This window comes from Paraburkholderia denitrificans (genome assembly GCF_042655705.1).
Lineage (GTDB): Bacteria > Pseudomonadota > Gammaproteobacteria > Burkholderiales > Burkholderiaceae > Paraburkholderia > Paraburkholderia denitrificans.
On record NZ_JBHSMP010000012.1, the window covers coordinates 1 to 19,590 of the forward strand.

Annotated in this window: 20 protein-coding genes; 14 read left to right on the plus strand and 6 right to left on the minus strand. The window is 65.1% G+C overall.

The window, feature by feature from the left end; all coding sequences use genetic code 11:
* On the plus strand, positions 1 to 199 hold a 199-nt coding region (locus tag ACFPTO_RS09275), incomplete at its 5' end, for a hypothetical protein (protein WP_377711024.1).
* A 173-nt stretch (positions 200 to 372) separates the two neighbouring features.
* Here ACFPTO_RS09275 and ACFPTO_RS09280 read toward each other — a convergent pair.
* Entirely contained in the window at positions 373 to 1,149 is a 777-nt protein-coding gene (locus ACFPTO_RS09280; RefSeq protein ID WP_377711026.1) for an enoyl-CoA hydratase, read from the minus strand.
* 136 nt (positions 1,150 to 1,285) lie between these two features.
* On the opposite strand from ACFPTO_RS09280, the gene paaN reads away from it, so the two are divergent.
* The 4 genes from paaN (at position 1,286) to paaK (ending at position 5,830) form a co-directional block, all read left to right on the plus strand.
* Complete coding sequence (gene paaN, locus ACFPTO_RS09285) at positions 1,286 to 2,986, plus strand: phenylacetic acid degradation protein PaaN (protein ID WP_377711028.1); 1,701 nt, start codon at positions 1,286 to 1,288, stop codon at positions 2,984 to 2,986.
* Between the two features lie 177 nt (positions 2,987 to 3,163).
* Positions 3,164 to 3,955, plus strand: a complete 792-nt coding sequence (gene paaG / locus ACFPTO_RS09290; protein ID WP_377711029.1) for a 2-(1,2-epoxy-1,2-dihydrophenyl)acetyl-CoA isomerase PaaG — start codon at positions 3,164 to 3,166, stop codon at positions 3,953 to 3,955.
* Position 3,956: 1 nt separating this feature from the next.
* Positions 3,957 to 4,442: a hydroxyphenylacetyl-CoA thioesterase PaaI gene (gene paaI, locus ACFPTO_RS09295; protein WP_377711031.1), complete on the plus strand. Its 486-nt coding sequence runs from the start codon at positions 3,957 to 3,959 to the stop codon at positions 4,440 to 4,442.
* Between the two features lie 89 nt (positions 4,443 to 4,531).
* A complete protein-coding gene (paaK, locus tag ACFPTO_RS09300; protein ID WP_377711032.1) occupies positions 4,532 to 5,830 on the plus strand; it encodes a phenylacetate--CoA ligase PaaK in 1,299 nt (432 codons plus the stop codon).
* A gap of 144 nt (positions 5,831 to 5,974) precedes the next feature.
* On the opposite strand, the gene mltA is transcribed toward paaK, so the two are convergent.
* Positions 5,975 to 7,288 (minus strand): murein transglycosylase A, encoded by a 1,314-nt coding sequence (gene mltA / locus ACFPTO_RS09305; RefSeq protein WP_377711034.1) that lies wholly within the window; start codon positions 7,286 to 7,288, stop codon positions 5,975 to 5,977.
* A 28-nt stretch (positions 7,289 to 7,316) separates the two neighbouring features.
* Between mltA and ACFPTO_RS09310 the strand changes: the two genes are divergently transcribed.
* Positions 7,317 to 7,457 (plus strand): hypothetical protein, encoded by a 141-nt coding sequence (locus ACFPTO_RS09310; protein WP_293040802.1) that lies wholly within the window; start codon positions 7,317 to 7,319, stop codon positions 7,455 to 7,457.
* A gap of 24 nt (positions 7,458 to 7,481) precedes the next feature.
* On the opposite strand, the gene apaG is transcribed toward ACFPTO_RS09310, so the two are convergent.
* Positions 7,482 to 7,856, minus strand: coding sequence for a Co2+/Mg2+ efflux protein ApaG (apaG, locus tag ACFPTO_RS09315; protein ID WP_296663130.1), 375 nt, complete (start codon positions 7,854 to 7,856; stop codon positions 7,482 to 7,484).
* A 282-nt stretch (positions 7,857 to 8,138) separates the two neighbouring features.
* On the opposite strand from apaG, the gene rpe reads away from it, so the two are divergent.
* From rpe to ACFPTO_RS09355, 8 genes are all read left to right on the plus strand, one after another.
* Entirely contained in the window at positions 8,139 to 8,828 is a 690-nt protein-coding gene (gene rpe, locus ACFPTO_RS09320; protein WP_377711035.1) for a ribulose-phosphate 3-epimerase, read from the plus strand.
* Positions 8,825 to 9,568: a phosphoglycolate phosphatase gene (locus ACFPTO_RS09325; protein WP_377711036.1), complete on the plus strand. Its 744-nt coding sequence runs from the start codon at positions 8,825 to 8,827 to the stop codon at positions 9,566 to 9,568. The genes rpe and ACFPTO_RS09325 overlap by 4 nt, the downstream gene beginning before the upstream one ends.
* A gap of 543 nt (positions 9,569 to 10,111) precedes the next feature.
* On the plus strand, positions 10,112 to 11,605 hold the full coding sequence (gene trpE / locus ACFPTO_RS09330; protein ID WP_377711038.1) for an anthranilate synthase component I: 1,494 nt from the start codon (positions 10,112 to 10,114) through the stop codon (positions 11,603 to 11,605).
* Positions 11,606 to 11,618: 13 nt separating this feature from the next.
* On the plus strand, positions 11,619 to 12,212 hold the full coding sequence (locus tag ACFPTO_RS09335; protein ID WP_296663139.1) for an aminodeoxychorismate/anthranilate synthase component II: 594 nt from the start codon (positions 11,619 to 11,621) through the stop codon (positions 12,210 to 12,212).
* 16 nt (positions 12,213 to 12,228) lie between these two features.
* Positions 12,229 to 13,257 (plus strand): anthranilate phosphoribosyltransferase, encoded by a 1,029-nt coding sequence (trpD, locus tag ACFPTO_RS09340; protein ID WP_377711039.1) that lies wholly within the window; start codon positions 12,229 to 12,231, stop codon positions 13,255 to 13,257.
* 38 nt (positions 13,258 to 13,295) lie between these two features.
* The gene (trpC, locus tag ACFPTO_RS09345) at positions 13,296 to 14,081 is read left to right on the plus strand and encodes an indole-3-glycerol phosphate synthase TrpC (RefSeq protein ID WP_377711040.1); all 786 of its coding nucleotides are present in this window, start codon (positions 13,296 to 13,298) and stop codon (positions 14,079 to 14,081) included.
* Positions 14,082 to 14,096: 15 nt separating this feature from the next.
* The gene (locus ACFPTO_RS09350; protein WP_377711041.1) at positions 14,097 to 14,732 is read left to right on the plus strand and encodes a CYTH domain-containing protein; all 636 of its coding nucleotides are present in this window, start codon (positions 14,097 to 14,099) and stop codon (positions 14,730 to 14,732) included.
* A 364-nt stretch (positions 14,733 to 15,096) separates the two neighbouring features.
* On the plus strand, positions 15,097 to 15,846 hold the full coding sequence (locus ACFPTO_RS09355; protein WP_377711065.1) for a uracil-DNA glycosylase: 750 nt from the start codon (positions 15,097 to 15,099) through the stop codon (positions 15,844 to 15,846).
* A gap of 136 nt (positions 15,847 to 15,982) precedes the next feature.
* Here ACFPTO_RS09355 and ACFPTO_RS09360 read toward each other — a convergent pair whose 3' ends face one another.
* The 3 genes from ACFPTO_RS09360 to ACFPTO_RS09370 all read right to left on the minus strand — a co-directional run bounded on the left by ACFPTO_RS09360 (position 15,983) and on the right by ACFPTO_RS09370 (position 19,521).
* Positions 15,983 to 16,579 carry an FMN-dependent NADH-azoreductase gene (locus ACFPTO_RS09360; RefSeq protein WP_377711042.1) on the minus strand — a complete coding sequence of 199 codons (597 nt, stop codon included), beginning with the start codon at positions 16,577 to 16,579 and terminating at the stop codon, positions 15,983 to 15,985.
* A gap of 202 nt (positions 16,580 to 16,781) precedes the next feature.
* A complete protein-coding gene (locus ACFPTO_RS09365; RefSeq protein ID WP_377711044.1) occupies positions 16,782 to 18,572 on the minus strand; it encodes a M61 family metallopeptidase in 1,791 nt (596 codons plus the stop codon).
* Between the two features lie 220 nt (positions 18,573 to 18,792).
* Positions 18,793 to 19,521 carry a DsbC family protein gene (locus tag ACFPTO_RS09370; protein ID WP_377711045.1) on the minus strand — a complete coding sequence of 243 codons (729 nt, stop codon included), beginning with the start codon at positions 19,519 to 19,521 and terminating at the stop codon, positions 18,793 to 18,795.
* Positions 19,522 to 19,590 lie beyond the last annotated feature (69 nt).

Here is a 19,590-nt window from a genome sequence, read left to right on the forward strand (position 1 = left end):
GCGCCGGGGTCGCTTACCGCATCAAGCGCCCACACTTATCGGCTGTAAATTTTTAAAGATCGTTCGCTGGAACCGCCGTAAAACTTCTTACTACCCGGCGTTTTCTGCGTCGCTGCGTCAGCAGCAGAGAAACGAGATTATGAAGAATCTTTTTCGCTTCGTCAACCCCTTTTTTGCATCGCTGCCCAAAAGCTGCTGACTCCGCGCCGCCCGTTTCTGCGGCGGCCTCCGCTGCCCGGACGCCTGTTTCATCACGTCCGTACTGCGAAGGGGGCGAATCTTACCGCCCTCCACCCCCATCGCGCAAGGGGGGCGCGGAGAAAAATTTTCGGTCGCCACCGCCGCCGCGGAGCGGCGGTGTAATCCTCGGACTTACTTGTTCGTGAAGACCGGCTTGCGTTTTTCGATAAACGCCGCCATCCCTTCCTTCTGATCTTCCGTCGCAAAGAGCGCGTGGAACATGCGGCGCTCGAAGTGCACCCCTTCTGCAAGCGTCGTCTCGTACGCGCGGTTCACCGCCTCTTTCGCCATCATCACCGCCGCAAGCGAGTGGCCGGAAATAATGGTGGCCGCTGCAATGGCCTCATCAAGCAGGTCGGCGGCAGGAATCACACGCGACACAAGTCCGGCGCGCTCCGCCTCGCTCGCATCCATCATGCGCGCCGTAAGGCACAGGTCCATCGCCTTCGCTTTCGATACCGCGCGCGGCAAGCGCTGCGTTCCACCCGCGCCCGGAATCACACCAAGCTTGATTTCCGGCTGGCCGAACTTCGCCGTGTCAGCCGCAAAAATCATGTCGCACATCATCGCCAGCTCGCAGCCGCCGCCCAGCGCAAAACCCGCAACCGCAGCGATGACCGGCTTGCGAATCGAGCGAATCGTCTCCCAGTTGCGCGTGATGTAGTCGCCCTTGTAGACGTCCATGAATGTGTAGTTCGCCATCATGCCGATGTCGGCACCGGCAGCGAACGCCTTTTCGCTGCCCGTGATAACGATCGCTCCAATCGCCTCGTCGGCGTCGAACGACTTCAGCGCAGCACCGAGCTCGTCCATCAGCGCGTCGTTCAGCGCGTTCAGCGCCTTCGGCCGATTGAGCGTGATCAGGCCGACCTTGCCGCGTGTCTCAACCAAAATATTCTCGTACCCCATACCCCCTCCTTCCACGAAAGAAAAGTCGTTCGAAAAATTTTTTACGCCAAATTTTGACTAATGCTAACATTTGCCAACCAACCGGTCGGTTAATGAATCGGCGCAGGTTCCATCCAATTTTTCTTCTGCCTGCGCCATGACCAATCCGTTGTTCGCCAAACACGAAACCGTGCTGCAAACGGCGGTTGCCGCCATCGAGACCCGCGGCTACTGGAGCCCGTTTTCCGAGATACCCAGCCCGAAAGTGTACGGGGAAACAGCCAGCGCCGACGGTGAAGCCGCGTTCAAGGCACACCTGAACCGTACCTTCGAACTCGACCAGCCGACGACCGGCGAAACCGTCGGCAGAGAAGCGTCACCGTTCGGTTTCGCGCTTGGCGCACGCTATCCGAAGTCGACGCCCGACCAGCTCATCGCCGCGGCCGAGAAGGCCCGGCGCGACTGGCGCGCCGCGGGCCCGCAGGCCTGGGTGGGCGTCAGCCTCGAAATCCTCGAGCGCCTGAACCGTGCAAGCTTCGAAATCGCTTATAGCGTGATGCACACCACCGGCCAGGCCTTCATGATGGCGTTCCAGGCCGGCGGCCCGCACGCCCAGGACCGCGCGCTCGAAGCCATCGCGTACGCCTGGGACCAGTTGCGCCGCATCCCGGCTGACGCGCACTGGGAAAAGCCGCAGGGCAAGAACCCGCCGCTCGCGATGCACAAGCGCTACATGGTCGTGCCGCGCGGCACCGGCCTCGTGCTCGGCTGCTGCACGTTTCCGACATGGAACGGCTACCCCGGCCTCTTCGCCGATCTGGCTACGGGCAACACCGTCATCGTCAAGCCGCACCCGGGTGCGATCCTGCCGCTTGCGATCACCGTGCGCATTTCGCGCGACGTGCTGCGCGAAGCGGGCTTCGATCCGAACGTGGTCACACTGCTTGCCACCGATCCCAACGACGGCGCACTGGTCCAGGCGCTCGCACGGCGCCCCGAAATCAAGCTGATCGACTTCACTGGCAGCACGCAGAACGGCGACTGGCTCGAACAGCATGCGCATCAGGCGCAGGTGTACACGGAGAAAGCGGGCGTCAATCAGATCGTGATCGACTCCGCGGACGACCTGAAGGCCGTCGCGCGCAACATTGCCTTCTCGCTCTCGCTCTACTCGGGCCAGATGTGCACGGCGCCCCAGAATATCTATGTCCCGCGCGACGGCATCCGCACGACCGAAGGTCACGTCAGCTTCGAAGCGGTAGCCCAGGCGATTGCCGGTGCAGTCCAGAAGTTCGTGGCCGATCCGGTCCGCGCCGTCGAGGTGCTCGGCGCGATCCAGAACGAAAGCGTCACAACGCGTATCGATGAGGCGCGCAAGCTCGGCCCCGTACTCGCCGACAGCCAGACGCTCGAACATCCCCAATTCGCCAGCGCGCGCGTACGCACGCCGCTCGTGCTGTCACTCGACGCTGCGCGCGACGCTGCATTGTTCACGCGCGAATGGTTCGGCCCAATCTCGTTCGTCATCGCCACCGATTCGACCGCGCAGTCGCTCGCACTGGCCGGCTCGATTGCGCGGGATCACGGCGCACTGACGCTTTCCGTCTATAGCACCGACGATGCCGTAGTCGACGCCGCCCATGAAGCTGCGATCACGGGCAGCGTGGCGCTCTCGATCAACTTGACGGGTGGCGTGTTCGTCAACCAGTCGGCGGCGTTCTCCGACTTCCACGGCACCGGCGCGAACCCCGCCGCGAACGCCGCGCTGGCCGACGCCGCATTCGTGGCGAACCGCTTCCGCGTGGTTCAAAGCCGCGTCCATACTGAACCCAAAGCCGCACCGGTTGCAGCTGGCTGAACGGCATATGCCGTCCGGCCTAATGGCGCCCGGCTCTCTCATCCCGTCTAATCACGATGTGTATCGGCGTCGGCCGGGGGATCGCCCTCGCCATCCAACGCCTCTGATACGAACGTGCAGCACCGACCCGCCGCCGTGCGCATCACGCGGCGGCCTCAGGAGAAAAGGAGAGACCCGATGCCCTACGATGCGATCCGTGTCGAAACCGACGCTGCCGCGCACGTCGCAACGATCACGCTGAACCGTCCGGACAAGCTCAACAGCTTCACACGCGCCATGCATCGCGAACTCGCGATGGCGCTCGACGAAGTCGTCGCCACTGGCGCACGTGCGCTGGTGCTGACCGGCGCAGGCCGCGGCTTCTGCGCAGGCCAGGATCTCGCCGACCTCGACTTCACGCCTGGCGCGATGACCGACCTCGGCGCGTTGATCGACGAGCACTTCAATCCGCTGATCAAACATTTGCAGGCGCTGCCAATGCCCGTCATCGCCGCCGTCAACGGCACCGCGGCCGGCGCGGGCGCGAATCTCGCACTGGCCTGTGACATCGTGCTCGCCGCACGCTCGGCGAGCTTCATTCAGGCATTCGTCAAAATCGGCCTCGTGCCCGATTCGGGTGGAACGTGGTTCCTGCCGAAGCGCGTCGGTATGGCGCGCGCACTCGGCCTCGCGATGACGGGTGAGCGCCTGTCCGCCGAGAAAGCGGAAAGCTGGGGCCTCGTCTGGCAAGTAACCGACGACGCCGAACTCGCGCCATCCGCCGCCGCGCTCGCCGCGCAGCTCGCGAAGCAGCCGACGCGCGCCATCGTCGCCACGCGCGAAGCGATGCGCGCCTCGGCCTCGCAGACGCTCGAGCAGCAACTCGATCTCGAACGCGATCTCCAGCGTGAACTCGGTGCCTCGCACGACTACGCCGAAGGGGTTCGGGCGTTCATCGAAAAGCGCGCACCGCGCTTCGAGGGCCGCTGACATGTCCTCGCCACAATCCAAACCACTGGCCATGCCACACGCCTTGCCCGCCGCCATGACGCCCGATGAACTCGCACGCGCCACCGCGCAAGCCATGTACGACGCAGACACCTGCTCGCGCGCGCTCGGCATCGAACTGCTGGAAGTCCGCGCAGGCTACGCACGCCTTTCCATGACCGTGCGGCCCGAGTTCCTGAACGGCCATCAGATTTGCCATGGCGGCCTGATTTTCACGCTCGCCGATTCGGCGTTCGCGTTCGCCTGCAATTCGTACAACATCAACACCGTTGCAGCCGGCTGTTCGATCGAGTTCCTCCGCCCGGTCCAGCCCGGCGACGTCCTGACCGCCGAAGCCGTCGAGCAGATCCTCTCGGGACGCAACGGCATCTACGACATCAGCGTGACGAACCAGGCGGGCGAGATTGTTGCGCTCTTCAGAGGCAAGTCCGCGCAGATTCGCGGCAACGTCATTCCGGTAGCCGAGTAAGCCGGGTTTTCTCACCCGGTTCTACATTCACCCAACCGAAGCATCCAGCCACTTCACCCAGCAGCGCACCGAAGGCTCAGGAGATACCGATGACACAGACGCTGCCGCTCGAAGCAATCGAAACGGCCGGCCGCGACGAACTTGCGACGCTTCAGCTCGAACGTCTGAAATGGTCGCTGAATCACGCGTACGAGAATTCGCCGGTCTATCGTCGCAAATTCGATGAAGCGCGCGTGCATCCATCGCAGTTGCAGTCGCTCGCCGATCTCGCGCGCTTTCCGTTCACGACCAAGCAGGATCTGCGGGACAGCTATCCGTTCGGGATGTTCGCCGTCCCACAGGAGCGGATCGCGCGCATCCACGCGTCCTCGGGCACGACCGGCAAGCCGACCGTGGTCGGCTACACCGCACGCGATATCGACACCTGGGCCAACCTCGTCGCACGCTCGGTGCGCGCGGCGGGCGCGCGGCCCGGCGACAAGGTCCATGTGAGCTACGGCTACGGTCTCTTCACCGGCGGCCTCGGCGCGCACTACGGCGCCGAGCGCGCCGGACTCACCGTGATCCCGTTCGGCGGCGGCCAGACCGAGAAACAGGTTCAGCTGATCCAGGACTTCCGTCCCGACATCATCATGGTGACGCCGAGCTACATGCTCGCCATCGCCGACGAAATGGAGCGCCAGGGTATGGATCCGGCGAGTTGTTCGCTGCGCCTCGGCATCTTCGGCGCCGAGCCGTGGACGAACGAGATGCGTGCCGTCATCGAGAAACGCGTCGGCATCGCCGCGCTCGACATCTACGGCTTATCGGAAGTCATGGGCCCGGGCGTCGCGGCGGAGTGCGCCGAAACCCGCGATGGCCCGACGATCTGGGAAGACCACTTCTACCCCGAGATCGTCGATCCGGAAACGGGCGAAGTTCTGCCCGACGGCGAATTCGGCGAGCTGGTGTTCACGTCGCTCACGAAGGAGGCGCTGCCCGTCATCCGTTACCGCACGCGCGACCTCACGCGTCTTTTGCCGGGCACGGCGCGCACCATGCGCCGCATGGAGAAGGTCACGGGCCGCTCGGACGACATGCTGATCATCCGCGGCGTGAACCTGTTCCCGACGCAGATCGAAGAGCTGCTGCTCCGGCAGCACACGCTCGCGCCCTACTATCAGATCGTCCTCACGAAGGACGGGCCGCTCGACGTGATGACGCTCAACGTGGAACCGTGCCCCGAGAGCGCTCCCGACGGCGCCGCGCTCGAAATCGCGCGCAAGGCGCTCGCGCACGACATCAAGGCGTTGATCGGCGTAACGGCAATCGTAGAGGTGCTGGAGGTCAACGGCATCGAGCGGTCGGTCGGCAAGGCGCGCCGCGTCATCGACAAGCGCCCGAAGTGAGCCCGAAGTGAACCCCCGAGGTAAGCCCTTTAAGCCCTTTAAGCCCTTTAAGCCCTTTAAGCCCTTTAAGCCCTTCTTCGAGGCCGTATCCAACGAAAAAAGCCGGCATACGCCGGCTCTCCGTTGCATCCGATTGCGACACGCTCAGGAATTCGGGAACAGCAGCCACATGCGGCCGCCCTGCTTCATCTTGCCGGCCAGATCGCCGGCATCGTCGCCGAGGCCCCAGAAGTAGTCGGCGCGCACGCCACCCTTGATCGCCGTGCCCGTGTCCTGTGCGAACACGAGGCGGTTAAGCGGCGTATTCGTGAGCGGTCGCGTCGTCTGCAGGAAGACCGGCGTGCCGAGCGGAATCGCCGACGGATCCACCGCGATGGATCGCTCCGGCGTCAGCGGCACGCCGAGCGCGCCGATCGGACCATCGGCGCCGCCTTGTGGCGCGCTCTCTGCGCCCGGCATTTCGCGGAAAAAGACGAAACGCGGATTCGTGTCGAGCAGCGCATCGACACGCGACGGATTCGCGCGTGCCCAGGCCTTGATGCCCTGCATCGTCGCCTGCGCGGGCGTGAGTTCGCCGCGATCGAGCAGCCACTTGCCGATCGAACGGTACGGCTGGTTGTTGGTTCCGCCGAAGCCGACGCGCATCACGCTGCCGTCCTCCATCAGAATCCGGCCCGAGCCCTGCACCTGCAGGAAGAACGCTTCGATCGGATCGTCGACCCAGACAAGCTCGTTGCCATTGAGCACGCCCGAGCGCTCGAGCTGCGCGCGCGGCGGCAGCGCGGCGCCCGCGCGATAGCCGGAAGGCCAGCGATAAAGCGCGGTCTGATAAATGCCGCGACGCACGCGCGAGCCGTGCAACAACGGCTCGTAATAGCCAGTGACCAAACCGTCGAGTGTGCCGTCGCTGTTGGCGAACTGGAACGGCGTGAAATAGGTTTCGAAGAATGTGCGCGCGCTTGCTGCGTCGAGATCGTCGAGTTCGGAGGCCGCGGCGCACGCGCGTAGCCAGCGCCGATCGCGCGCGAGGCGCGTGCAGTTCGCCCGCAACGCGGCGGCGGCGCCGATCAGCGAATCGTCCTGCCAGCCCGGCACCTGCTGCCAGGCAACCGGCGTGAGGCGCTCGGTGGCGATCTGGGGAGGCACGGCGGCCGCACCGCCCGGCGGCGAAGTCCGCACGTAGCCCGGGCCGCCGCAAGACGCGAGCAACACGGCAAGCGCTGCACCGCCGATCCACGCGCCGAGGCGCGCAAAACCCGCGAAACCTGCAAAACCCCGCTGCGGGCTGGCGTGCCGCCGGGGCACATCCGTCACATCCGTCACATCCGTCACATCCGTCACATCCGCCACATCCGCCACATCCGCCACATCAGGCCCATCATGCTCCGCACCGAACCCGGGCGTCAGCCCGCGATTGCGCGTCAATGCGAGCGCCCAGGCGCTCATCGAAGCTCGCATACAATGTCTGCTCTTACGGGATGCCGCCATGTCTGATCTGCTCGACGAATATCCGATGCTCATGTTTGGCCTGGAAGCATTGCTCGCGCTTTTCCTGCTGATTTTCATCGTTGTGTGGACTGCATCGGGCAGGAAAAAGCGCTCCGCGCACGACCGGCGTCAGGATTAGGAGACGGTCCACGCGCGCGCGGGCTCAATGCAGCGTGCGCGGCATGCGCAGGACGAATTCGGCAACGGGCGCCTCGAAGCGCTCGCCATCCTCGGCGACACAAAAGTACTCGCCGCCCATCGTGCCGACGGGCGTGGCAATCACGGCCCAACTCGTGTATTCGAACTGCTCGCCGGGCTTGAGCAGCGGCTGGTGCCCGACCACGCCGAGCCCCTTCACTTCCTGCACATGGTTTTCGCTGTCGGTGATGATCCAGTGGCGCGCGATCAACTGCGCGCTCACCTGGCCGGTGTTGCGGATGGTCAGCGTGTAGGCGAACGCGTACTGCCGGCGTTCCGGGTCCGATTCGTCGGGCAGGTAGCGCACCTGCGAGGTCACGCTGAATTGATACTGGCTCATCCTGATTCCGGTCGGTAACGCGGGACCACGCATGGAGCGAAGTTCCGCCAGCCCCGCGCACCCAGGCGGCGCGGGCATCTCCCGCATCGGGCTCTGGTTTCGCATTCTGCTTCATGCGGCGGGCAGCCGCAACCGTGCATACAAACGTGTACACAGCGGCGCACACCGCGCGCCCGGCAGCCGCGCGTGCCGCCGCGCACCTGGCCGGCGTTGCGCAGCGGCGTCGGTCACGCACGCATGTAACGGTAAAATAACGCTTTTCTGTCCGCCTCCGACTTCGCCATGACGCAATTCCACATCGCCCCCAGCATCCTGTCCGCCGACTTCTCGCGTCTTGGCGAGGAGGTCCGCAACGTCGTCGCAGCGGGCGCCGACTGGATCCACTTCGACGTGATGGACAACCATTACGTGCCGAACCTCACCATTGGCCCGCTCGTGTGCGAGGCGATCCGCCCGCACGTCGACGTGCCGATCGACGTCCATCTGATGGTGCGCCCCGTCGACCGCATCGTGCCCGATTTCGCAAAGGCCGGCGCCAACCTGATCAGCTTCCATCCCGAAGGCTCGGATCACGTCGACCGCACGCTCTCGCTGATCCGCGACCACGGCTGCAAGGCGGGGCTCGTGTTCAACCCGGCCACGCCGCTCAACTACATCGATCACGTCATGGACAAGCTCGACCTCGTGCTGATCATGTCGGTGAATCCGGGCTTTGGCGGCCAGTCGTTCATTCCCGAAGCGTTCAACAAGCTGCGCGAGGCGCGCGCGAAAATCGACGCCTACACGGCGCGCATCGGCCGCGAGATCCATCTGCAGGTCGACGGCGGCGTGAAGGTCGACAACATCGCCGAAATCGCGGCGGCGGGCGCGGACGCCTTCGTCGCGGGCTCGGCGATCTTCGGCAAGCCCGACTACAAGGCCGTGATCGACCAGATGCGCGCACAGCTCGCCACGGTGAGCGCCGCGCAATGAAAGCGCCGACAAGCACGCCGACAAGCGCACCGATAAGCGCACCAATCGTTCTCGCCGCGCCGCGTATCGAGGCCGCGCTGATCGACCTCGACGGCACGATGGTCGACACCGCCGACGACTTCGCGGCGGGCCTGAACGGCATGCTTGCCCAGATCGACGCCGAGGAGACGACGCGCGAGGAAGTGATGGGCTTTGTCGGCAAGGGCTCGGAGCATCTGATCCGCAGCGTGCTCGCGCAGCGCCTGCCCGCCGACGACGCCCAGTCGCGCTTCGAGGAAGCCCTCGCGCTCTACCAGGACGAGTACGCAAAGATCAACGGACAGCACACGCGCCTGTATCCGGACGTCGTTGCGGGCCTCGCCGCGCTGCGCGACGCGGGCGTGCGGCTCGTGTGCGTGACGAACAAGCCGCATCGCTTCGCCGTCGAACTGCTGGAGCAATACGGCCTCTCGCAGTATTTCGAGGCCGTGCTCGGCGGCGACAGCACGCCGAAGAAAAAACCCGACCCGCTGCCGATGCTCACAGCCTGCGCGCGGCTCGGCGTGGCGCCGCAGGCGGCCGTGGCGATCGGCGATTCGGAGAACGACGCGATCGCGGGCCGCGCGGCGGGCATGGCGACGCTCACGGTGCCCTACGGCTATAACCACGGCCAGCCTGTACAACAAATAAAATCGGATGGTATAGTTGCCACGCTGCTCGACGCCGCCAAGGCGGTCGCAGCACACAATCTTCTGACCTAAGTGATCAACTGACCGTCACCTTTCCTCATGTTTCTCAATAAAAAACGGAGTCTGGGCAGCATCGACCGGGGAGCCTGGCCCTGGCGTCGCTGGTCGCGCTAACCTCTGCCGAGGTTCGCTGAAGCACCGTGTCGTTCCGTCTTCAGCACCGTTTTTTATTTCGCTGCGCTTTCGCGCATATCTCGTTTTCAGACTGTTGCGGTAACTCACCTGCGGGCTCACGGGCCGCTGGCGTTGGTCGTGCTTGCGTGTCGCATCGCTTTGTCCGGCGGGGCGGAGAGCGCAAGACGGCGACGTCGCGCCTGTCCTGGACGTCGAGTAACATCCGCACATCGGCGCCTTCTTATTCGGCGCCGGGATCGCGAGCGAGCGCAGCGCCAAAAAGCGGCCTGATGGCAACCCCACGGCAACCCTACGGCAACCTCACAGCAGCCCCGCAGCAACCCAAACGCAGCACCAAGGCACTCGAACCAGTCGCCATCGCGCCTGTCCGCCGCGCCCTTCAGCGCCGCGACCGGCCGCACGAACAGGAAGGATCGGAACATGACCGAACTCGAATTCCAGTCCCTCGCCAACGAGGGTTACAACCGCATCCCGTTGATCGCCGAAGCGCTCGCCGATCTCGAAACGCCGCTCTCGCTCTATCTGAAGCTCGCCCAGCCCGAACGCGCAGGCGCGAACTCGTTCCTGCTCGAATCGGTGGTGGGCGGCGAGCGGTTCGGCCGCTATTCGTTCATCGGCCTGCCCGCGCGCGCGTTGATCCGGGCGCGCAACGGCGTCTCCGAAGTCGTGCGCGACGAGCAGGTGATCGAAACGCACGAGGGCGATCCGCTCGAATTCATCGCGCAGTTCCAGGCGCGCTTCAAGGTCGCGCAGCGCCCCGGCCTGCCGCGTTTTTGCGGCGGCCTCGCGGGCTACTTCGGCTATGACGCGGTGCGCTATATCGAGAAAAAGCTCGCCGATACCGCGCCGCCCGACGATCTCGGCCTGCCCGACATCCAGTTGCTTCTCACCGAGGAGGTCGCCGTGATCGACAACCTCGCGGGCAAGCTCTATCTGATCGTCTACGCCGATCCGCAGACCCCAGAGGCCTACACGAAAGCGAAGCAGCGCCTGCGCGAACTGAAGCAGCGCCTGCGCACGACCGTGCAGCCGCCAGTCACGTCGTCGAGCGTGCGCACCGAGATCTTCCGCGAGTTCGCGAAGGACGATTACCTCGCCGCCGTGCGCCGCGCGAAGGAATACATCGCCGCGGGCGAACTGATGCAGGTGCAGGTCGGCCAGCGCCTCACGAAGCCGTATCGCGACAATCCGCTGTCGCTCTATCGCGCGCTGCGCTCGCTCAATCCGTCGCCGTACATGTACTACTACAACTTCGGCGATTTCCACGTCGTCGGTGCGTCGCCGGAAATTCTCGTGCGCCAGGAACAGCGCGGCGAAGACCGCATCGTCACGATCCGTCCGCTCGCGGGCACCCGCCCGCGCGGCAACACGCCCGAGCGCGACGCCGAACTCGCCACCGAACTGCTGAACGATCCGAAGGAAATCGCCGAGCACGTCATGCTGATCGACCTCGCGCGCAACGACGTGGGCCGCATCGCGCAGATCGGCTCGGTCGCCGTGACCGACAAGATGATCATCGAGAAGTACTCGCACGTTCAGCACATCGTGAGTTCGGTCGAAGGCACGCTCAAGCCCGGCATGAACAACTTCGACGTGCTGCGCGCGACGTTCCCGGCAGGCACGCTCTCAGGCGCGCCGAAGGTGCGCGCGATGGAACTGATCGACGAACTCGAACCCGTGAAGCGCGGGCTCTACGGCGGCGCGGTCGGCTACCTCTCGTTCAACGGCGAGATGGATCTGGCGATTGCGATCCGCACCGGCCTCATCCACAACGGCAATCTGTATGTGCAGGCCGCCGCGGGCATCGTCGCGGATTCGGTGCCCGAGTCCGAATGGCAGGAAACCGAAAACAAGGCGCGCGCCGTGCTGCGCGCCGCCGAGCAGGTGCAGGACGGCCTCGACAGCGACTTCTGAGCGGAGATAGACCATGTTGCTCATGATCGACAACTACGATTCGTTTACCTACAACATCGTCCAGTACTTCGGCGAACTCGGCGAAGACGTCCACACGTATCGCAACGACGAAATCACCCTCGACGACATCGCCCGCCTGAATCCCGAGCGCATCTGTCTTTCGCCGGGCCCGAGCAACCCGCAGCATGCGGGCATCACGCTCGGCGTGCTGCGCGAATTCTCCGGCCGGATTCCGATTCTCGGCGTGTGCCTCGGCCATCAGGCCATCGGCGAGGCGTTCGGCGGACGCGTCGTGCGCGCGAAGACCATCATGCACGGCAAGGTGAGCCAGATCGAAACCGACTGCAAGGGCGTATTCGCCGATCTGCCGAAGCACTTCAGCGTGACGCGCTATCACTCACTCGCCATCGAGCGCGAATCGCTGCCCGACTGCCTCGAAATCTCCGCGTGGACCGAGGACGGCGAGATCATGGGCGTACGCCATCGCGAGCTTGCCGTCGAAGGCGTGCAGTTCCATCCTGAATCGATCCTCTCGGAACACGGCCACGCGCTCCTCGAGAATTTCCTCAAGCAATCGAAGCGCGCTGGAGCCGTACGCGATGCATAAGCTCGGAGACGACACCATGATTACCCCGCAGGAAGCGCTGCAGCGTACGATCGAGCACCGCGAGATCTTCCACGACGAGATGCTGCATCTCATGCGTCTCATCATGCGCGGCGAGCTTTCGCCGGTGCTCTCGGCCGCCATCATCACGGGCTTGCGCGTGAAGAAGGAAACCATCGGCGAGATCGCCGCCGCCGCCACCGTGATGCGCGAGTTCGCGAACCACGTCGAAGTGAAGGACAACTCGAACTTCGTCGACATCGTCGGCACGGGCGGCGACGGCTCGCAGACGTTCAACATCTCGACGGCGGCGATGTTCGTCGCCGCGGGCGCGGGCGCGAAGGTCGCCAAGCACGGCAACCGCGGTGTATCGAGCAAATCGGGCAGCGCGGACGTACTCGAAGCGCTCGGCGTGAACATCGACCTGCAGCCCGACCAGGTGGCCGCCTCGATTGCCGAAACGGGCATGGGCTTCATGTTCGCGCCGAACCATCATCCGGCGATGAAGAACATCGCCGCCGTGCGCCGCGAACTCGGCGTGCGCACGATCTTCAACATCCTCGGCCCGCTCACGAATCCCGCCGGTGCGCCCAATCAGCTGATGGGCGTGTTCCACCCGGATCTGGTCGGCATCCAGGTGCGCGTGATGCAGCGCCTCGGCGCGAAACACGTGCTCGTCGTGTACGGCAAGGACGGCATGGACGAGGTCTCGCTCGGCGCGTCGACGCTCGTCGGCGAACTGAAGGACGGCGCCGTGCACGAGTACGAAATCCATCCCGAGGACTTCGGCCTGCAGATGGTGTCGAACCGCACGCTGAAGGTGGAAAACGCCGACGAATCGAAGACGCTGCTGCTCGGCGCGCTGTCGAACGAGCCGGGCGTCGCGCGCGAAATCGTGGCGCTGAACGCGGGCACGGCGCTCTATTCGGCGGACGTGACGGCGTCGATCGCCGACGGCATCCAGCTCGCGCGCGAGACCATCGCAAGCGGGCGCGCCCGCGCCAAGATCGACGAACTGGTACGCTTCACGCGACAGTTCAAACGCTGAATTCACACGCCGATACCGGTACGAATGACGGAAACACCATGAGCGACATCCTCGAAAAGATCATCGCGGTCAAGCGCGAAGAAGTGCGCGCCGCCGAAGAGAGCGCGCCGCTCGAAGCCCTGCGCCTCGAAGCGTCGTCGCGCGATCTGCGTGACTTCGTCGGCGCGCTGCGTGCAAAACACGCGAACGGCGAGGCGGCCGTGATCGCCGAAGTGAAGAAGGCGAGCCCATCGAAGGGCGTGCTGCGCGAGCACTTCGTCCCCGCCGACATCGCGCGCTCCTACGCGCAGCACGGCGCGGCATGCCTCTCCGTGCTCACCGACGTGCAGTTCTTCCAGGGCAGCGCCGCGTATCTCGAAGCGGCGCGCGCCGCGTGCACGCTGCCCGTGCTGCGCAAGGACTTCATCGTCGACGCGTATCAGATCCTCGAAGCGCGCGCGATGGGCGCCGACGCGATCCTGCTGATCGCCGCCGCGCTCGATCCGGGCCAGATGCGCGAGCTCGAAGCGTACGCCCATTCGCTCGGGCTCGCGGTTCTCGTCGAAGTGCACAACCGCGACGAACTCGACCACGCGCTCACGCTGAAGACGCCGCTCATCGGCATCAACAACCGCAATCTGCGCACCTTCGAAACGACGCTGCAAACGACGATCGACATGCTCGAAGACGTGCCGGACGACCGCATCATCGTGACCGAGTCGGGCATTCTTTCGCGCGCCGATGTCGAGAAGATGCGCGCGCTGAACGTGCATACGTTCCTGGTCGGCGAGGCGTTCATGCGCGCGGAGCAGCCGGGCGTCGAACTCGCCCGCATGTTCTTCTGAGGACGGAATCCGGACATGGCCATCGAGCGGGAAATCAAGCTCGCGCTGCCGCGCGACGCGGTGGATGCGGCGCTCAGGCTCTTCGCGTCGCGCGCAGGCACGGCGGGCCGCGCGGTGCGGCTGGAGAACATCTACTTCGACACCCCGGCGCTGACGCTCGCGCGCGCGAAAAGCGCGCTGCGGCTGCGGCGCACGCCGGATGGCTGGCTGCAGACGTTCAAGACGGCCGGCGTCGCGCAAAACGGCCTGCACGCGCGGCACGAGTGGGAAATGCCGGTGGCGGGCGAGGCGCTCGAAACCGCGCGGCTCCTGCGCGAGTGCGACGATGCGGGCGTCGCGGATGTTGCGACGGCGCTGGCCGATGCGGCTTCGGAATTAATCGCCCTCTTTCGCACCGATTTCACGCGCACGCTGTGGATGCTGGCAGTCGATGACGCGCAAATCGAGGCGGCCGTCGACCAGGGCGAAATCACCGCGAACGTGAACGGCGAAACACGCCGCACGCCAATCTGCGAAATCGAACTGGAACTGAAGGCCGGAGATGAAGCCGCGTTGCACAAGCTCGCCGCGCAACTCACAGCCGAACTGCCCGGGCTCTCGCCCGAGAACATCAGCAAGGCGCAACGCGGATATCGGCTACGCGAAAATTGAGCGCGGTGCGTGGGGCGATTCAGATTTGCGCCGCCGCCGTGCGCTGCCCCCACATTGCCCCCTTTTTTCGCTGCATTGAATCACCGCGCGTTTGCTGCGACACTTGCCGCCCATGACTTCCACGAAACGCTCCCGCGCGGCGGCTCCGGTGCAGGCCTCGCTCTTCGACGATCTCGTCACCGAACCCTCGCAGGCCGCACGCGACGACATGCAGGCACCCGAGGTCGATCCGCGTCAGATTTCGCTGTTCTCGCTATTCGACGACGACCAGCCGATGCCCGTCCCCGCCGCTGCGCCCAAATCAACGGAAACAAGGCAAACACCGCAAACAACGAAAACAACGAAAACAACGAAAACCCGGACCATGCCGACTTCTCCCGCAGCACCCGCGCCCGCAGAGCGCCTGGAAGACCAGTTCGACGCCCTGCCCGCCGCGTGGCGCGATTTGCTGCAGCCGTTTCTAGCCAGCGACGCCTGCACGCCGCTTTGCCGTTTCGTCGATGAAGAGCGCGCCGCGGGCAAGACCGTCTACCCCGCCGACGTGTTTCGCGCGCTGCGCCTCACCTCGCCCGACGACGTGAAAGTCGTGATCCTCGGCCAGGACCCGTACCACGGCGAGGATCGCGGCACGCCGCAGGCGCACGGACTCGCGTTTTCGGTGCCGCCCGGTGTGCGGCCGCCGCCATCGCTGCGCAATATTTTCAAGGAGATCGCGGCGAGCCTCGGGATCGTTGCGCCGGAGCACGGCTGCCTGGACGCGTGGGCGCGCCAGGGCGTGCTGCTGCTCAACACGGTGCTAACCGTCGAGCGCGCGAATGCCGCGAGCCACGCGAAGCGCGGCTGGGAGCGCTGCACCGACACGCTGATCCACGAACTCGCCACGCGCCACGAACATCTCGTGTTCATGCTGTGGGGCGCACACGCGCAGGCCAAGCGCGCGCTCGTCGAAGGCCGCGCGCATTGCGTGCTGGAAGCGCCGCATCCGTCACCGCTTTCCGCGCATCGCGGTTTTCTCGGCTGCGGGCATTTCGCGCAGGCCAACGCGTACCTCGAATTGCAGGGCCGCACGGCGATCGACTGGCGTCTGCCCGACAAGGCCGAAGTACTCGCCTGAAGCCGCAAGCGCAGGACCTTTCCGAAGCGCGCGCATAAAAGAAAACGCCACGAAAACCGCATTCGTGGCGTTTTTGCTTTGAGTCTTGCCTGGTAGCGCACGCGTCCCGAGGACGATGCGCCGAACCGGACACGGCTTACGCGGCGGCAATCGCCTCGCGTGCACTCGCGAGCGCGGCACTCGCGGCTTCCTGCCCGAGGTTCAGGCCTTCGGCGTAGATGAAGTTCACGTCGGTCATGCCGAGGAAGCCGAGGAACGTCTTCAGGTACGGCGTCTGGGTGTCGTTCGGCGTGCCTTGATACTTGCCGCCGCGCGCCGAAACCACGTACACCTTCTTGCCCTTCACGAGACCTTCCGGACCGTTCGCGGTATAACGGAACGTGACGCCGGCACGTGCGATCCAGTCGAAGTAGGTCTTGAGCTGCGACGAGATGCCGAAGTTGTACAGCGGCGCGCCGATCACGACGATGTCCGCGGCCTGCAGTTCCGCAATCAGCGCTTCGCTGCGTGCGGCGATGGCCTGCTGCTCGGGCGTGCGCTGCTCGGCCGGCGTGAAGAACGCGCCGAGGATGGCGTCGTCCAGGTGCGGCAGCGGCTCGGCTTGCAGGTTGCGCGAGACGACTTTCGAACCGGGGTTCGATTGTTGCAAACGGGTCGTCAGTTCGTTGGCGAGCAGCGTCGACTGCGCGCCTTGCGAGCGGGCGGCGGAATTGATCTGCAGGATCGTGGTCATGGTGGCTCCTTCGGGTATCAGTTGCGCAAGGTTGCGCGAGTGGAGCCATTGTGTTGATTTGCCGCACGCCGAAAAAGTAGTCCGGCGACGACGGATTGTTGCAGCAGCGGAACGATCGCAGGCATAAAAAAAGCGACGCCGTGCGCCGCTTTTGTCCGATTTTTGCCGCCGCGCGTGCTTTCCCGCGCCGCTCAGGCACCGATCACGCGCCGAGCCAGCGCTCGCGAAACGTGCGCGGTCCCGTGCGCTTGTCGGTGGCGGCGAGCTTGTAGCGCGCGCGTTCCGGCGCGTCGAGCGTGAGCCGCGCGACGCGCAGTTCGTCGCGGCGGAACGCATGGATCTCGACCTTCGCGCCCGGCTGATAGCGCGCAAGCAGGCTATCGAGATTCGAGCCAGTCACGCGCAGGCCGTCGAGCGCCATCAGCACGTCGCCAGCCGAGAGCCCCGCCTTTTGCGCCGCGCCGCCCTCGAAGACGACCGACAGCACGGCTTCCGCGCCGCCGCGCAGACGCGCGCCGAGCGACGGCTTCGCGCCGCGCTCCGGCTCGCCGTCGAGCGACACGCCGAACGGCTCGAACAGTTCCGCGAGCGGCAAGTCGCGCGTGCTGTTCACCGCGCCGTGAAAGAGGCTGCCGAGCCACACGCCGGTCGCTTCGGCAATCAACGCTTCGACATCTTCCTCGCTCACGCCGACCGGCTTGCCGCGATAGAAATCGCGGCCGTAGCGCTGCCACAAGAGGCGCATCACGTCGTCGAGCGATTTGCGGCTGTTCGTCTCCGCGCGGATCGCGAGATCGAATGCGAGCGCCACCAGCGAGCCCTTCGTGTAATAGCTGACGATGGCGTTCGACGCGTTTTCGTCCTGGCGGTAGTACTTGATCCACGTATCGAACGAGCTTTCCGCAACGGTCTGCTTCAGGCGTCCCGTGCCGCGCAGCACGCCGCCGACCGTCTTGCCGAGGAGACCGAAATAGTCGTCGGCGGAAATGAGGTCAGTGCGCACGAGCATCAGATCGTCGTAGTACGACGTGAAGCCCTCGAAAAGCCACAGGAGCGACGTGTAGTTTTCGCGCGTGAGGTCGTACGGCACGAACGCAGCCGGCTTGATGCGCTTCACGTTCCAGGTGTGGAAGTACTCGTGGCTGCAGAGGCCGAGGTACGTGCGATAGCCTTCGCTCATCTCCGTCTTGCCCTTCACGGGAAGATCGGTGCGGTTGCAGATGAGCGCGGTCGAGGCGCGGTGTTCGAGCCCGCCGTAGCCGTCGCTCACGGCCTGCGTCATGAACACGTAGCGTTCCATCGGCGCGCGTTTCGTGCGCGGCTCGAAGAGCGCGATTTGCGCTTCGCAGATCCGCTTGATATCCGCGACGAGGCGCGCGGTATCGAGCCCGGTCACGCGGCCCGCAATCACGATGTCGTGCGGCACGGCGTACGCCTCGAAGCTCGCGAGCAGGAATTCGCCGAGCGTCACCGGATGGTCGACCAGCTCGTCATAGCTCGACGCAACGTACTCGCCGAAGCCGTAGCGCTTGGTGCCGCGCGCCTCCGTCATCGCGGTCGCGACACGCCAGTGGCGGTACGCATGGCCTCCGGGACGCTGGATATCGACGATGCACTGCGCGTCTTCCCGGCCGATCGCCGCGAGAAACACACTCGTGCCGTTGAAGAAGCCGACCGTGTCGTCCAGATGCGCCGCGCGCACCGAGAGATCCCACGCATACACCTCGTAGCGCAGCGTCAGCGCGCCCTTCACCGGCGCGACCTGCCACGTGTTCTTGTCGCTCTTGGTCACGCGCACCTTGCGGCCGGCGTCGTTGAATGCGCGCAGTGTGACGATGTTGCGCGCGAACTCGCGCACCATGTAGCTGCCCGGAATCCACACGGGCAGCATGAAGCGCTGGCCCTCGGGCGCGGGATCGTCGACGGTGACGCTCACCTCGAACAGATGTGCGGCGGGTTGCTTCGGAACGATGGTGTATCGGATCGGCTTCATCGGCTGGATGGGTGACGGTGGTTCAGGGAGCGCACCTGGCGGCTGGCCCGCGGCGCGGCGCGAACGGCCAGGGCGTCGCGGACCGCGCCTCGGGCACGCGCTTCAGATAGGGATACAAGAGCAAACAGCGGCAAACAGCGGCAGACGCGCGTGGCCGGTTCAAATGGCTGGCCCGAAAAAAACACCGGCCGCAGTAGCGGCCGGTGGGATCGGATCGACTTCAGTGCGTGTCGTTCAGTTCGCGCTCAAGCCGGCTGGCATCGACCGCGCCTGGCAGACGGCGGCCATCGGCAAGAATCACGGTTGGCGTGCCGGTCAGGTTCATCTTCTCGCCGAGCGCGAGATTGCTGTCGAGGGCGGTGGTGTTGCAGGTGCCCGCAGCCGTCGGCGCGCGGCGCTCGAGCATCCACTGCTCCCACGCCTTCCCGCGATCCGCCGAACACCAGATCTGCTTCGCCTTGACCGTCGAATCAGGGGTGAGAATCGGGTAGAGGAACGTGTAGACCGTGATGTTGTCGACCGACTTCAGCGAGTTTTCGAGCTGACGGCAGTACGCGCAGTACGGGTCCGAGAACACCGCGATCTTGCGGCTTCCGTTGCCCTTCACGACCTTCACCGCGTTCGCGAGCGGCAGGCTCGCGAAATCGACGCGGTTGATTTCCGAGCGGCGCGCCTCGGTGAGATTGCGGCCCGTCTTCATGTCGACGAGGTCGCCGAGCAGGACGTAGTCGCCCTTTGCGTCGGTGTACACGACCTGCGTGCCGAGGTTCACCTCGTAGAGGCCCGCCATCGGCGCCTTCGTGATGCTCTTGATCTCGGTATCGGAGCCGAGACGCGCCTGCAGCGTGGCCTTCAGCTTGTCGGTGGCCGGATCGGCCTTCGCCGAACAGCCGAGCACGGTGCTCGCCGCCGCCAGAATCAGCGCGGCAATCCGGATTCGCGTTTGCATGAGTTACTTCCTGTTTCGACCGCGCGCGGCTCGCGCACGCCTTTATCCTCTGTGAGTGGCAAGGCCGCC